14 protein-coding genes are annotated in these 13,187 nt (G+C 41.1%); 10 read left to right on the top strand and 4 right to left on the bottom strand.

The window, feature by feature from the left end; genetic code table 11:
• Nucleotides 1-22 precede the first annotated feature (22 nt).
• The 4 genes from AC0VX7_RS14840 to dapF all read left to right on the top strand — a co-directional run bounded on the left by AC0VX7_RS14840 (nucleotide 23) and on the right by dapF (nucleotide 3,999).
• Complete coding sequence (locus tag AC0VX7_RS14840; protein WP_475424868.1) at nucleotides 23-1,414, top strand: S8 family peptidase; 1,392 nt, start codon at nucleotides 23-25, stop codon at nucleotides 1,412-1,414.
• Between the two features lie 127 nt (nucleotides 1,415-1,541).
• The gene (locus tag AC0VX7_RS14835) at nucleotides 1,542-2,333 is read left to right on the top strand and encodes a hypothetical protein (protein ID WP_475424867.1); all 792 of its coding nucleotides are present in this window, start codon (nucleotides 1,542-1,544) and stop codon (nucleotides 2,331-2,333) included.
• A gap of 86 nt (nucleotides 2,334-2,419) precedes the next feature.
• A complete protein-coding gene (locus AC0VX7_RS14830; RefSeq protein ID WP_475424866.1) occupies nucleotides 2,420-2,749 on the top strand; it encodes a four-helix bundle copper-binding protein in 330 nt (109 codons plus the stop codon).
• 269 nt (nucleotides 2,750-3,018) lie between these two features.
• Nucleotides 3,019-3,999 carry a diaminopimelate epimerase gene (dapF, locus tag AC0VX7_RS14825; RefSeq protein WP_475424865.1) on the top strand — a complete coding sequence of 327 codons (981 nt, stop codon included), beginning with the start codon at nucleotides 3,019-3,021 and terminating at the stop codon, nucleotides 3,997-3,999.
• A gap of 25 nt (nucleotides 4,000-4,024) precedes the next feature.
• On the opposite strand, the gene AC0VX7_RS14820 is transcribed toward dapF, so the two are convergent.
• Nucleotides 4,025-5,857, bottom strand: coding sequence for a DNA ligase D (locus AC0VX7_RS14820; RefSeq protein WP_475428161.1), 1,833 nt, complete (start codon nucleotides 5,855-5,857; stop codon nucleotides 4,025-4,027).
• Nucleotides 5,858-5,994: 137 nt separating this feature from the next.
• Here AC0VX7_RS14820 and ku point away from each other — a divergent pair, with 137 nt between their 5' ends.
• On the top strand, nucleotides 5,995-6,852 hold the full coding sequence (ku, locus tag AC0VX7_RS14815; protein ID WP_475424864.1) for a non-homologous end joining protein Ku: 858 nt from the start codon (nucleotides 5,995-5,997) through the stop codon (nucleotides 6,850-6,852).
• 125 nt (nucleotides 6,853-6,977) lie between these two features.
• Complete coding sequence (locus AC0VX7_RS14810) at nucleotides 6,978-7,865, top strand: NAD-dependent epimerase/dehydratase family protein (RefSeq protein WP_475424863.1); 888 nt, start codon at nucleotides 6,978-6,980, stop codon at nucleotides 7,863-7,865.
• Nucleotides 7,866-7,915: 50 nt separating this feature from the next.
• Here the strand turns inward: AC0VX7_RS14810 and AC0VX7_RS14805 are convergent, their stop codons facing one another.
• Complete coding sequence (locus AC0VX7_RS14805; protein WP_475424862.1) at nucleotides 7,916-8,968, bottom strand: sulfite oxidase; 1,053 nt, start codon at nucleotides 8,966-8,968, stop codon at nucleotides 7,916-7,918.
• A 161-nt stretch (nucleotides 8,969-9,129) separates the two neighbouring features.
• Here AC0VX7_RS14805 and AC0VX7_RS14800 point away from each other — a divergent pair, with 161 nt between their 5' ends.
• Genes AC0VX7_RS14800 through AC0VX7_RS14790 form a run of 3 tightly spaced genes read left to right on the top strand, consistent with a single transcriptional unit; the run spans nucleotide 9,130 to nucleotide 10,655 of the window.
• Nucleotides 9,130-9,663, top strand: a complete 534-nt coding sequence (locus AC0VX7_RS14800) for a hypothetical protein (RefSeq protein ID WP_475424861.1) — start codon at nucleotides 9,130-9,132, stop codon at nucleotides 9,661-9,663.
• A gap of 46 nt (nucleotides 9,664-9,709) precedes the next feature.
• A complete protein-coding gene (locus AC0VX7_RS14795) occupies nucleotides 9,710-10,219 on the top strand; it encodes a metallophosphoesterase family protein (RefSeq protein WP_475424860.1) in 510 nt (169 codons plus the stop codon).
• A gap of 40 nt (nucleotides 10,220-10,259) precedes the next feature.
• A complete protein-coding gene (locus tag AC0VX7_RS14790; RefSeq protein ID WP_475424859.1) occupies nucleotides 10,260-10,655 on the top strand; it encodes a cytosolic protein in 396 nt (131 codons plus the stop codon).
• Nucleotides 10,656-10,690: 35 nt separating this feature from the next.
• On the opposite strand, the gene AC0VX7_RS14785 is transcribed toward AC0VX7_RS14790, so the two are convergent.
• Entirely contained in the window at nucleotides 10,691-11,002 is a 312-nt protein-coding gene (locus tag AC0VX7_RS14785; RefSeq protein WP_475424858.1) for a DUF6509 family protein, read from the bottom strand.
• Nucleotides 11,003-11,881: 879 nt separating this feature from the next.
• Entirely contained in the window at nucleotides 11,882-12,502 is a 621-nt protein-coding gene (locus AC0VX7_RS14780; protein ID WP_215036248.1) for a LysE family transporter, read from the bottom strand.
• Between the two features lie 426 nt (nucleotides 12,503-12,928).
• On the opposite strand from AC0VX7_RS14780, the gene AC0VX7_RS14775 reads away from it, so the two are divergent.
• Nucleotides 12,929-13,135, top strand: coding sequence for a cold-shock protein (locus AC0VX7_RS14775; protein ID WP_041967496.1), 207 nt, complete (start codon nucleotides 12,929-12,931; stop codon nucleotides 13,133-13,135).
• Nucleotides 13,136-13,187 lie beyond the last annotated feature (52 nt).

The following is a 13,187-nucleotide window of genomic DNA, read 5'->3' as shown; positions in this document are numbered from 1 at the left end:
TTAAGATAAAAGGAGGGGTAATATGTCGACAAGAAAAAAGCTTTATGCAGGAACACTCGCTGTCCTTTTGGGAGCGGCTACCATTTTTAATGCAGGCGTAACAAAAGGGGAAGCTGAAACAAATTCAGAAAATACATATTTGGTCATTTTTAAAGACCAGCAGGGACTTCCAGAAGGGTATGCTGATGCGATCAAAAAAGCCGGCGGCCAGGTGGAAGATAAATTGGACAAGCTTGGAGCTGTAGAGGTTACTTCTAAAAATGCTAACTTCTTGAAGGAAGTGAAGCAGTCATCTATTGTCTTAGAAGCTGGTGTCGAAAATACTGTTTATCCTGAACAGACGATTGATGGAGAGACAGTAGAAGCGGAAGACCTGACTGAGGGTGCAGACTTCTATAATCAGTACATGTGGGATATTAAGCAGGTAACTAATGACGGCGAATCCTGGAAACTTCCAGGGGGGACGGGCTTGTCTGTAGATGGTGAGGATATCGTTGTTGGTGTCATTGATACCGGAATCGACTATAATCACCCTGATTTAAAGGATAATTACGCAGGTGGAAAATCTTTTGTTCCTGGCTATAGTGACCCAATCGACCAAAATAGCCATGGTACACACGTGGCCGGTTCTATTGCTGCAAAAGGCGAAGCTCTTGGGGTTGGACCTGATCTTAAAGTAGCATCATACAGAGTATTCGGACCCACTGGCGGTGCTGCGACTTCTCATATTGCTGAGGCTCTAATGACAGCCGCAGATGATAATGTTGATGTAGTAAACATGTCTCTTGGGGGTTATGACTGGTTCCAGGACCCTGCCTATGCAACGAAGGACATCGTTGCGGATGTTCAATTATTCAATCGTGCTATCCAGTACGCAATTAAGAAAGGTGTAACCGTTGTCGGTTCTGCAGGGAATAATGCTGTGGATCTTAGCAGCCCAGGGAAATTGTCTGGTGATGACACAGGTGCAACACACAGAAGTCCTAGCAGCCAGACAATGATCAGAGTATCTGCTGGCGGAGCTTTGAAGAATCTTGCATTCTACTCCAACTATGGTGTAGGTAAAATTGATGTAATGGCACCGGGCGGCGACCTGGGACCAAACTATGACCCTTCTACTGGTGCTGGAAGAGATAATAGCTATCTTGCCTGGAGCACAGTACCTGTTTTAGATCCTGCGACCAAGGAAGTGATTGGTCATGGATACGGCGGTAAAGGCGGAACTTCAATGGCAGCGCCAAAAACTGCTGCACTTGCAGGTGTTGTAATCGCTAAGCACGGCAAGGATAAGCTTACTCCAGCTCAAGTCAAGGCAATCATCCAGAACTCTGCTGAAGATTTATTCAAACCGGGTTATGACGAGCAAACTGGCCACGGCTTGATCAATGCAGTAAATGCATTGAAATTGAAATAATCAAATGCAAAACCGGACGGGAAAAACTCCTGTCCGGTTTTTATGTTGAAAAAAGGTAGAATGATTGGGCTCTTTGATTAATAGACTTAGAATGACGAAGTAGATTTTCCTCAAGGAGATAATAGATATGAGTATTCAGCAATATTACCAGCAGACAGCTTATATTAGTTTAAACGGTTCTATTATATCAGCGGGTCTTCTTACGATGATTTTGGCGGCAAGCCTGCTGTTTTCCTGGAATATACCTCTGTTCCTGGTGGCAGTGCCATTCTTGTTTTTAGTTTTTCTACATTACAATCGCTTTATTTTATATAAAAACAAATCAGAAGAGAGCGCGGAATCATTTCATCGATATGATGATAAACAAATCTTAAAGCAAAACCACCTGCTTATTGCTTTTGCTCCTGCGCCAGCAGTACGACTACTCTTTTTTACTCCAGACGGAATGCTGGCTGGAGAATTAAGAGAACTCACTACTAGAAGCTACCGCTGGTTCATCCCTTATTTTGTAGATAAAAGAATAAAAAAACAAATTGGAATATATGACTCAAAAGGAAATCTGCAAGGAAGGCTAAAACAGGAGCGATATAGATTTAAAATACTGAATGAGCAAAATGATATAATTGGTATATTTTTAGAGAAAAAGAAAGACAAAGAGACAATTGGCTCAGTTGTCTTAGGTGGTGGAAGAAAGATGAAAATAGATAAGACCCCAGGCTCCATTCGCGATTTTAAACTTGTCCGAGAAGACGGCAATACGACCGCTACGCTGCGAAAAGGCTGGATGCCATTGGAGTGGACAAGGTTTTTCAAAGAAGCCAATACTCCTGTACTAACATTCGACTATACAATGGGAAAGGCAGAACGGATGGCTGTATTTGCTGCTCTTGCCAGCCTCTATATGTATTACGATCATTAATTTGAAAATTGTTCCATTTTCGAAAGTTTCGTTTATCTTCGATTCGAAGAGGTTAACAAATAAAGAAACTAGAAGGAGGTTGGGACATGGTAAACCAACAATATCAGGATTGTATCCAGGCGTGCATAGAATGTATTGAAGCTTGTAATGTTTGTTTTGATTCCTGTTTAAAAGAAGAAAATGTAAAAATGATGGCAGAATGCATTAGAATGGACAGGGAATGTGCTGAAATATGCGGCATGGCAGTAACGGCAATGCAGACAAACAGCCACTTTGTGAACCAGATTTGCGGCTTGTGCGCGGAAATTTGTGAAGCTTGCGGTAATGAATGCCAAAAGCATGACCATGAACATTGCCAACAATGTGCTGATGCTTGCTTTAAATGTGCAGAAGAATGCAGAAAAATGGCATCTTAATACCTGGAGAACCAGCAAACCAAAAGCTGGTTCTTTTTTCGTACAAAGGTAAAAGCAGAAGCGGTGCATTGCCTCAAACTCGTCTGAACAAAGAAAAAGGGTAAAAGCAGAAGGCTTGCATTGCCCGAAACTCGTCTGAACAAAGAAAAAGGGTAAAAGCAGAAGGCAAAAAAAATAACACGAATTTTACCCCTTATCACCTTCTATATTGAACAATTCCATTATTTATGGCATCTTGTAATATAACGAAGTGTTTTGGGGGCGTTATAATGATAATTGATTTAATTAAATGTCATGGTTCGAATAATGACTTTCTATTGATAGATGAAACTGACCGGAATTATAAATTTGATGATTTTAAAAGGCGTGATCTTGCATTGGCGCTTTGTGACAGGGAATCAACACTGGGTGCAGATGGAATCTTGTTCATCCGTCCAAGCAAGGTTGCAGATGCCCAATATCGGATTTTTAACTCTGATGGTACAGAAGCATCCATGTGCGGCAATGGACTTCGCTGTGCAGGCCGTTATGTATGTGAGAAGCTTGGTGTCGATGAAGCAGTGATTGAAACGATGAAAGCCAACCTCAAGGTGAAGAAGCATGAGGAGATTTTCACTGATATCCCAACTTACCAGGTGGAAATTTCGCCAGTAACATTTGATTTAAAGGATTTGCCGTTAAATCTTGACCAGGTGACACTGATTCAGGAGAAGATTCCGCAGTTGTCTGAGGAATTGACGTTTACAGCACTCGCGGTACCTAATCCTCATTTGACTGCTATAGTCAGCAAAGAGCAATTGGAATCCGATTTGCAGACCAGATTGAGTGAAAAGGTAAATAATCCTAATGATTTATTTCCTGACGGAGTCAATGTCAGCTTTATCAGGCTCCTTGGAAAAGGGAGTATCTATGTGAGAACCTATGAGCGAGGAGTAGGCTATACGAATGCTTGTGGAACAGCGATGTCAGCATCCACACTCGTCACATGCCTGATGGGGGAGAATGAACTTGACCAGCCAATAAATGTGTACAATAATGGCGGGATGGTTCAATGCGCTGTCCATAAAGAAGATGACACTTATACAATCGATTTGATCGGCAATGCTACTTTTGTCTATTCAGCACAAATTGAGGTTGATTTTATAAAAGAGGGAATACTTGCGGAAATACTTGAACAGGAAGATTTCAACGAAGATATCCTCTACAGCAAGCTGCAGGAGCATGCTAAAAAGTATCTAAACCAATTTTAAACGAAGAAAATCCTGAGGAAATTCCTCAGGATTTTTTTGCCTTCAGGACATTCAGGACCGGTTCGAAATTCTGTTCTGCTTTAGCTGCAAAGTATGTCCTGAACGGACAGCCTGACTTTTGCACGCGCTGGATGATCGTCCCTAAGTGGAAATCCTCAATACTCAAATTCTCGTTCACTTCCTCCCAGAATAGCGGAGTGGCTACACCTGCATGTGATTTACCCCGAGCAGAATATGGACTGACAATCGTCTTGCCTTCAGCATGCTGGATGTAATCTACATATAATCGGTCGCCCCTGTTTTTCTTCAACCGCTCAATCGTGAACGATTCCGGGTCTTTTGAAACAAGATAGTTCGCGATGAAGGATGTGAACAATTTAGTATCATCATAGCTATAAGTATTATCCGGGAGCGGGATGTACACCTGCAGCCCTTTGTTCCCAGAGGTTTTTATAAAGCTGATCAGCTTCAATTCATCCAATACCTCTTTAATATAAAGAGCAGCTTTAATCGCCAAATGGAAATGATCCCTTGAGGGTGGATCCAGGTCAAAGACGATTTCATCAGGCCCTTTGCTGTTGATTCTTTGGAAGGGGATATGAAACTCAATGGCAATTTGATTTCCGAGCCAAAGCAAGGTTTTCATATTATTGCAGACAATATACTCAATGCCTTCAGATTTCGAAGTTTCGACGAAGTCTGGTGCATAATCAGGAACGTTTTTTTGGTAAAAGGCTTCGCCAAACATGCCGTGAGGATAGCGGATCACTGTTAATAGGCGGTCTTCCAGGAAAGGAAGCATATAGGGAGAAATCTCCCTTAAATAATGAATGTAATCAACCTTTTGAATCGGCGGTTCTTCCCAAATTGGCTTGTCTGGATGGGTGATTTCAATATCCGGTGGCAGGTTCTTTTGTTGGAAAACGAATTTTTCATACGTACATGAATCTGGACTTAAATCGAACCGGAATTGATGGAAATGAGGCTCACGAAGCTGGTCCTCATAGATTTCCAAGTATTTCACATCAAGGCATATCCCTGGTTCCACATAAATGAATTGATCGTTTTCGCCACTTTTATTTTGCTTGATAATCTGATGGAGAGCATTTTTTTCTTCTGGCTTAAAGCCGAAGATCACAAGGCCGATTTGGTGAATACTTGAGTTTTTATAAACAGAGATATAAAAGTATCCATTGGATTTCTCATATGCCGTCACAAAACAGGAGACATACTTCCAGTTTTTTGTCTTAATCCATGTTTCCGTCCGTTTGCCTGCTTCCCATTTGCTATTGTATTGTTTGGCGATTATACCCTCACCATCGTAGATGACGACGTTTTCCCATAAGCCTTTCAAATCCGTTTCACTTGGGACAAGTTGTACTAAGTCCGGGTTTTGGTGGTTGGGAGAGAGTGGCAGACTAATCTCGGAAAACAGGGATTGAAGTTTTGTACGCCTGTCTTTGTAACTTTCAGATGCTATACTTTTTCCTTCTATCCTCAAAAGATCGAACACCATCAGCCTGCATGGATTCCTATCTGCTTCTGCTTTTATTTTTCCCTGAGACCTCATTCTTCCCCTGATTTGGATCGCGCCAAAATTCGCCTTATATGGATTCTCCAGGTAAACGAGCTCTGCGTCAAAAGTAAGAGGAAGATATGGCTGGAACTTTTCCTTTTTGGCAGCCAGGAACTTCGATAATTCTGGAAACAGCGGAAGCAGCGGTTTCCCATTCCGGCTTGTCAGTTCAATTTCCTGATCCCAAGTCAACAGGGCTCGGAAGCCATCAAATTTAATCTCATAACGCCATTCATCCCCTTGTGGCGTTTCGAACGCAAGTGTAGGGAGCATTGGTTTCAGCATTTTCCCCATCCTTTCACCAGTCGTATTTATATTGTTCCTGTTTAAGCTCAAACTAGTACGCTGGCAAATGTTTTAATGCATGATAAATCCATTCTTAAGCACATTAGTAATAAAACGATAAGGTGGAGAACGTAATGCATACAATTTGGAAAGGGAGCATCAGCTTTGGGCTCGTCAATATCCCAATAAAACTTCATGCCGCGACTGAGGATAGAGACATTAAACTGCGTACCCTTCATAAAGAGTGCCACTCACCAATTAAATATGAGAAAACATGCCCTGTGTGTGATGTTGAAGTGAAAAGCGAAGACATCGTGAAGGCTTATGAGTATACGAAAGGAAAGTTTGTCGTCCTTGAAGATGAAGACCTTGAAGCATTGAGGAAGGAAAACGAAGATAAAGCCGTGGAAATTATCGATTTTGTAAAAATTACTGAAATCGATCCAATTTACTTTCAGCGGAGCTATTTTATGTCCCCGAACGAGGGTGGCGGCAAAGCATATTCTCTTCTCAGGAAGGCTCTGGAGGAATCGCAGAAGGTTGGTATTGCCAAAATAATCATAAGGGCAAAAGAGCAACTCGCAGTAGTGAGAGTCTATAATAATACACTCGTAATGGAGACCATTCATTTCCCTGATGAGGTAAGAAATGCTGTAGATGTGCCGAATGTACCGGAAGAAGATAAAGTAACGGAAAAGGAACTGGACACTGCCGTCATGCTCATCGATCAGTTGACAACTGAGTTTGAACCAGAAAAATACAAGGATGATTATCGGACAGCATTATTAGAGCTGATTGAAGCGAAGCGTACCGGTAAGGAGCTTGTCACTCCTACAGAAAAAGAGCCTGTTTCCAATGTTACAGATCTTATGGCCGCACTTCAGGCCTCCATTGACCGTACCAAACCAGAAAAGAAGAAGGAGACAGCTCCAGCAGCAAAGAAGAAAAAAACTGCCGCGAAACCAAAGGCAAAGGAAAAGAAACAAGCATAAAGAAAGCACCTATATGACCCAGCCGGCCCCAATATTGTGGCCGGTTTTCAATTTCTGCATTAGACATTAAAGGAAATTCACAAATCAAAGAAGAATTAGTCATTATAGAAAAGGGGGATTTTTTAATGAGGAGAGTTCTAGTGCTTGGAGGAACCCAGTACTTTGGAAAAAAGCTGGTCCAAAAGCTGATAGAAAATGGCGATGAAGTAACGATAGCCACAAGAGGAAGTAAAAGTGATCACTTTGGTGATAAGGTAAAGCGGCTGGTGATTGATCGTGAAAAAAAAGAGACGATGGCAGCAGCATTTGGAGATCAAGACTGGGACCTGGTGTATGACCAATCCTGCTTTTCGCCAATTGAGGCGAGGGATACTGCAGAGGCGTTGAATGGGAAAGTGGGTCGCTATATTTTCACTTCTACACAGGCTGTGTATGAGTTTGGCACACTTCATGCAGAAGGAAATTTTGATCCTTATACATATGAAATAAAATACAAAACCCGTAAAGAGTACCCAGGGTATGAAGGATACAAAGAGGCTAAAAGAGCCTCTGAAGCAGTATTCCACCAGCTTGGTTATTTTGAGGTTGTTTCCGTCCGATTCCCGATTGTCGTCTCTGAAGATGATTACACAGAGCGCTTGAAATTTCATGTTGATAAAATACTTGCCGGCCAACCAATAGGCATACAGGATCCTGAATTGCGCTACAGCTTCATACATGCTGATGAAGCAGCAAGTTTTCTGTTGGAAATCGGGAATTCTGACTTTGAAGGGCCAATCAATCCAGGATCTGCAGGAGATATAAGCTTGCAAGAATTGGTTGGTAAAATCGCTTTGCTGGCCAATAAAGAAGCTGTTGTGGAGAACAGCAATACAAGCGGTACGGTCTCACCTTATGCATTGCCCGGTTCCTGGTCGATCGACACTTCCCTTGCAGAAGGGCTTGGCTATACATTCACCGATTTAAATCATTTGCTGGATCAATTGATTAAGTATTATATTCAAAAAAAATGACTAAGTGAGGGTAAAACCAGGTGCTGATATCTCGTGCACCTGGTTTTTCTTCATTCTGCTTTTACAGTAATATGCATAACCGCATTATAGCCATAGCCTTTCTTGTTCCAGATCGCCTCTTCAGGCTGCGTTTTACCTTCGCTGTCTGTTGCTCTAACGGAAATGTGATATTCATTATCAGGTTTAAATTCTATAGGATAACTCCATGACACAGTCTGATGTTCTTTAGGAGTTTTCTCCAGTTTGGCTTGCGCCCAGCTATCGCCTTTATCAAAGCTTATTTCTACCTTCGAGATGGCGCAAGACCCTGTCCATGCGATTCCCTTAATTTCGTGAGTACCGCTTTTAACAAGCTGTTTATCTTGTGGCTGCTGGATTGTTGAGTTTACATGGTTTGTAGTCACTGGCTCAGATGTGCCGTTTTTATAATAATAAACATAGTCATTAGTCTGGAAAGGACCTGTAAATTTTTCTTTAATAAGAATGATTTCATTAAGCCATTTGACAGACGCCATCGCGTACCATCCTGGAACTATCAGCCGGAAAGGGAAGCCGTGTTTATGGGAGAGTGGTTTCCCATTATACTCATAAGCAATCAGTACATCAGGATGAAGTGCCATGGCTATTGGTAAACTTCTTTCGTAGTGAATATATTGGCGGTTTTTAACTCCAGAGTCCCGTCCTCTAAAAACGACCTCGGCTACTCCGGTTTTGATTCCGGCTAACTCAAGCAAGGTCTTCAGAGGTACTCCCTTCCAAACACCCTCACTCATCGCTCCGTTTTCCCACTGCTCTCCAAAGACTTTTTCCTCGAAATATGCTCTTTTATTACCTGAACACTCAATTAACACTCTTTTGGATTTGGAAGGCAATTTTAAGAGATCAGAGTAATTGAACAGTAAAGCGTGATGTACTGAGCCGGAAATTTTCAGTGTGAATGACTCTGGTGTTAAAATCGGGTAAGGAAAATGATTCCGGCGGTAAAATAGGGAATCAGCAACCGGTTCAATAAATGAAATAAAGTGTATAGGGGTTTCCTGGTTTTCAGGGTTAAGACTTCTGGTGGTTAAGTGCGGTCGCACCTTTCTGAAATTGAGATTCATATTCATTCCTCCTCATCGTAAATTTATTTATGGGACATTTATGGAAGAACCGGCTGTGGAAGGGAAATAATAAAAGGTTTTTTGTGATGGCTGTCAAATAATATTAAGACTAGATTTATTTGCGGTGTAAGAACGATAAGTTTTTAACGGGGGGCAGGCAGATGGAAAAGAAAAGCAAATGGAAACTTATGATTTTACCTGCAAGTCTGTTTTTGTTGGCTTTTGGTTTATATGCTGGCTATTCAATGTGGGAGACAGGTAATCTTCAAGAAGCCAGGGGTAAAAGTGGTTCAAGCAATCTTAAAAACGGAGGTCAGACTGTGGCTGTATTCCAGGAAAAGTCTGAACAAGAAAACTACTCAACAGTTGGCAGCTTCATTCGTGAATTCCATACTAAATATAATGATACTCTCGGTTGGGGCGGAATAGAATCTGTTGATTGGGAGGAGCAGAGGGAGATCGCTTCTGAAATCCTATCTGTTCTGGTAACTGTTGAAACAGACAATACTGCGCTCCAAACTGATTTTGAAACCATTTTAAATTACTCCAAGACCATTGAAGGTGGAAAAAAAGATAAGAAGATATTACTTCAGCTTCACCGATATTTTCATGACCTTGATATTGAGTTCAACAGTTATAACAGGACGAGTGATTATTTTAATGTGACAAAATATAAAGACCCTGAGAATGGTTAATCGATTCCCACCAGGGTAACATAACAGAGAACAGCGGGCGAAGGGAGTGGGGTCAGCCGTGAAAATCGTGGTCATTTCTGACACTCATATGCCGAAAAAGGCAAAGCAGTTGCCTGAGAGGCTGCTCCTTGATTTGGAAGATTGTGATTACATAATTCATGCTGGTGATTGGCAGAGCGAGGAGCTATATAATCAGCTTAAACAGTATGGACCCGTTATTGGAGTTACCGGAAATGTAGATGGTCCTGAACTCAAAAGTCTGCTCAAAACGAAAGAAATATTTAGAGTAGGTGATTTTCATATAGGGATTGTCCATGGACACGGCACCGGGAAAACGACCGAAAAAAGGGCAATAGAAACATTCGAGGATGACGAGGTCGATTGCATTGTATATGGTCATTCGCATATTCCTGTCCTAAAGAAAATCAATGGCGTAATAGTTTTTAATCCCGGCTCGACGACTGATAAAAGAAGACAGCCGGAATTCTCTTATGGTATCCTGACAGTCGGAGAAGAAATCAGGGCAGAGCATATCTTTTTCAAAGATAAGAATTAAATCAACTTATGCAAATTAAAGACAGGAGTGTTATACAATTATGAAAACCTTTGAAGTGAAATTTCACGCAGAAGACCAGGTGGAAACAATGAAGGTCCAGAAATTAAGCAGTGAGGATTATGACCAAGTTACTGAAGGCGGCACACGTCATTTGTTTGATTTAGATACGAATATAGGTTTTTTTGTCTTTTTTGATGCAGAAGATAAGGACGGCAAAGAATATTATTTGATGCTTCAATATGAGGACCAGAGCGAAGAGCCATCGAATTGCTACGGTTTTGAACTGAAGGATTTCTATGAGTTTTCAGCATTATACTTGAATGATCTGGAATTTACTGAAGAACTTAACGAAGAAGAGGGGGAACTTGGCCCTGTTCAGCACCTTGCCCATCTTCTTTATCACATCATTGAAGAAGGTAAGACAGTAGAAGTTTAAAAGCAAATTAAAAAGAGCAGAAATTCTGCTCTTTTTTAATTTGTATCCTCATCCGTTTCATCCTCGGCAGGCAAGTTTTCCTCACAATAGTTCTTTACTTGTACCACTTCATCATCCTCAAGTTCAAAATCGAGAACCTTTTCCGTTTCCTGTTCAATGAAGTAGCTTTGCAGGATCCGTCTTTCATCTCCACTTACCAGGAAAAGAACCTTCAAAAGTAGGCCTTTTTCAGTATAGAGCTCGTCCTCCTCGTCTACCTCGATATTTAAAAAGAATTCATATCTGTTTCCTGTTAAAAGTCCGAATGGATCTTCAAGGAGTTCGACAGTATGTCCGGTAATATTCATGAATGCTCATCCTTTTAATTTTGTCACCTCTATTATATATCGAAAACATCAAAAACAATCAAGAAATTCGCCGCCAAGCGAAAGAATGCAGGATAGAGAGCAGCTTTCAGGACATAACGAAAACGGGCAGTATGTGGAAATTGAAACCGGGAACATATCGGCTTTTTCTGTCCTCCGTTTAATGAACTCGGGCAGAAACTGAGAAGATAACCGGTCTTTATAAGCCCCGTTGCATGCGCTGGAATAGAGACCAATACCACATCTGCGATTATAAACAAAGAAAATCCAGTGTTGTTTAGACGGCTTTTCAGGATGCGAGGTTAAAGCTGTCAAGAATCGGTTGTTATTGTGACAGCTTAATCTGATATGCGGGCAAAGCTGTCAAGAAAAGCTCGTTATTGTGACAGCTTTTCAGGATTTGAAGTCAAAGCTGTCAAGAAACCGGCATTATTGTGACAGGTTTCAGGTTGTAGAACCCAGAGCTGTCAAGACAACGTGATTATTATGACAGGTTTCAGAGGGTAAAGCACAAAGCTGTCAAGAAAACGGCATTATTATGACAGGTTTCAGGGTGTGGAGCACAAAGCTGTCAAGAAAACGTGATTATTATGACAGGTTTCAGGTTGTAGAGCACAAAGCTGTCAAGAAAACGTGATTATTATGACAGGTTTCAGGGTGTAGAGCTCAAAGCTGTCAAGAAAACGTGATTATTATGACAAGTTTCACGGTGTAGAGCTCAAAGCTGTCAAGAAAACGTGAATATTATGACAGGTTTCAGGGTGTAGAGCTCAAAGCTGTCAAGAAAACGTGATTATTGTGACAGGTTTTACGGAAACGATTTTCAGGATATGTGACGCCCCAACACTTGAGCACTCTTTTTTACAGAAAAAGCTTCAATGCCTGATATCCGAAAAATAGGGCAAAGCCAATTAATGAAAATCCGGATACAAGAGAAATAAATGTCAGTAATCTTGTGGTAAGCAGTTTACGGAAGCTGCTGGAAATAGCCGCCATAACAATGTCCCAAAGTATAAGGCCTAGTATGATGCCAAAACTGTATAAAACAAGTTCGCCGGTTCCATAGGAGGAAGCGGTCTTTGCAAGGACAGATCCGTAAATTCCCAGCCAAAATAAGATTGTCAGCGGGTTGGAAATGGACATGATAAACCCTGATAAAAATGACTTGAAACCGGAATCCTCACTTCGATTATCCATCACAATTTTTCCGGAGCTCATGATTGTCTCTATGCCTGTATACATCAGGACAAAGAATCCAAACAGCCAGAGAAAAGATTGCATGAACGGAGTCTCGAGAAATTTAACAACCCCAAGATAGACAGTCAGCATATATATGATATCTGCCGTCAGGGCGCCTAGGCCGAGCAGCCATGCCTGAAAAAAACCGCTCTTGATTCCTTTGTCCATCTGCGCTGCATTTACAGGACCGATCGGAGCGGCCAATGATAATCCAAGAAAAATATAGCCTAAGAAGACATTCACTTTTAAAATACCTCCAATAGTCAAAGCGTAATTTGCTTGTACTATTTCTATTCAAACTTCTGCAGGCGTACAACCTGTTTTTGTATAAATTGAATATTTTTTTGAGACAGTTTTAATAAATCGAGGATGAAAAGAATATACTAGTAACTGTTGCGCAGGCACTACCGGAGTGTCACTTTTGGTAAAAATAAGAAAGTGTGGTAAAATGGAATAGATATCAACTTTCGGATCATTCATTTATTATAAAAAGTTTCATTTGCCAGCTTTTTATAATAAATGAATTTTTTTATCAATCGAACGATGATAAGGTCTTTTCGAGTATTTATTGCTTGCATTTTTTCAAGTGATCCTGAAAATCAACTTGACTATATGTAGAGGTTACTAAATCGAAAAGGACCATAATTAAACCTATAGGAGCGTGAGGAAATGGCATTTGGAAGAAAACCGCCTGAAGAGATCGTAACCGCTGAAACGAAAGTATGGGTATGTACTTCTGATGATTGCAATTGCTGGGTTCGCGACAACTTTAAAAGCAGCAATGTCCCCGCTTGCCCAATTTGTCAAAGTGATATGGAGCAGACAACTAAGGTTCTTGAAGTGGTTAACAACCATAGTCAGAATCTAATCGGATAATTTTAAGCAAAAAACAGTCTGGTTATCCAGGCTGTTTTTTTGCTTTTTCCAA

It is taken from the genome of Mesobacillus sp. QJM3NY_10, from assembly GCF_056173465.1.
The sequence above is the reverse complement of the archived record's forward strand: the minus strand, read 5'-3'. Positions and strand labels throughout refer to the sequence as shown.

What these genes read in the sequence shown, in the direction of transcription:
- AC0VX7_RS14835 (WP_475424867.1), top strand. Translation starts at nt 1,542, where the DNA reads ATGAGTATTCAGCAATATTACCAGCAGACAGCTTATATTAGTTTAAAC.
- AC0VX7_RS14800 (WP_475424861.1), top strand. Translation starts at nt 9,130, where the DNA reads ATGGAAAAGAAAAGCAAATGGAAACTTATGATTTTACCTGCAAGTCTG.
- AC0VX7_RS14785 (WP_475424858.1), bottom strand. Translation starts at nt 11,002, where the DNA reads ATGAATATTACCGGACATACTGTCGAACTCCTTGAAGATCCATTCGGA.
- AC0VX7_RS14830 (WP_475424866.1), top strand. Translation starts at nt 2,420, where the DNA reads ATGGTAAACCAACAATATCAGGATTGTATCCAGGCGTGCATAGAATGT.
- AC0VX7_RS14790 (WP_475424859.1), top strand. Translation starts at nt 10,260, where the DNA reads ATGAAAACCTTTGAAGTGAAATTTCACGCAGAAGACCAGGTGGAAACA.
- AC0VX7_RS14805 (WP_475424862.1), bottom strand. Translation starts at nt 8,968, where the DNA reads ATGAATCTCAATTTCAGAAAGGTGCGACCGCACTTAACCACCAGAAGT.
- AC0VX7_RS14810 (WP_475424863.1), top strand. Translation starts at nt 6,978, where the DNA reads ATGAGGAGAGTTCTAGTGCTTGGAGGAACCCAGTACTTTGGAAAAAAG.
- dapF (WP_475424865.1), top strand. Translation starts at nt 3,019, where the DNA reads ATGATAATTGATTTAATTAAATGTCATGGTTCGAATAATGACTTTCTA.
- AC0VX7_RS14775 (WP_041967496.1), top strand. Translation starts at nt 12,929, where the DNA reads ATGGCATTTGGAAGAAAACCGCCTGAAGAGATCGTAACCGCTGAAACG.
- AC0VX7_RS14840 (WP_475424868.1), top strand. Translation starts at nt 23, where the DNA reads ATGTCGACAAGAAAAAAGCTTTATGCAGGAACACTCGCTGTCCTTTTG.
- ku (WP_475424864.1), top strand. Translation starts at nt 5,995, where the DNA reads ATGCATACAATTTGGAAAGGGAGCATCAGCTTTGGGCTCGTCAATATC.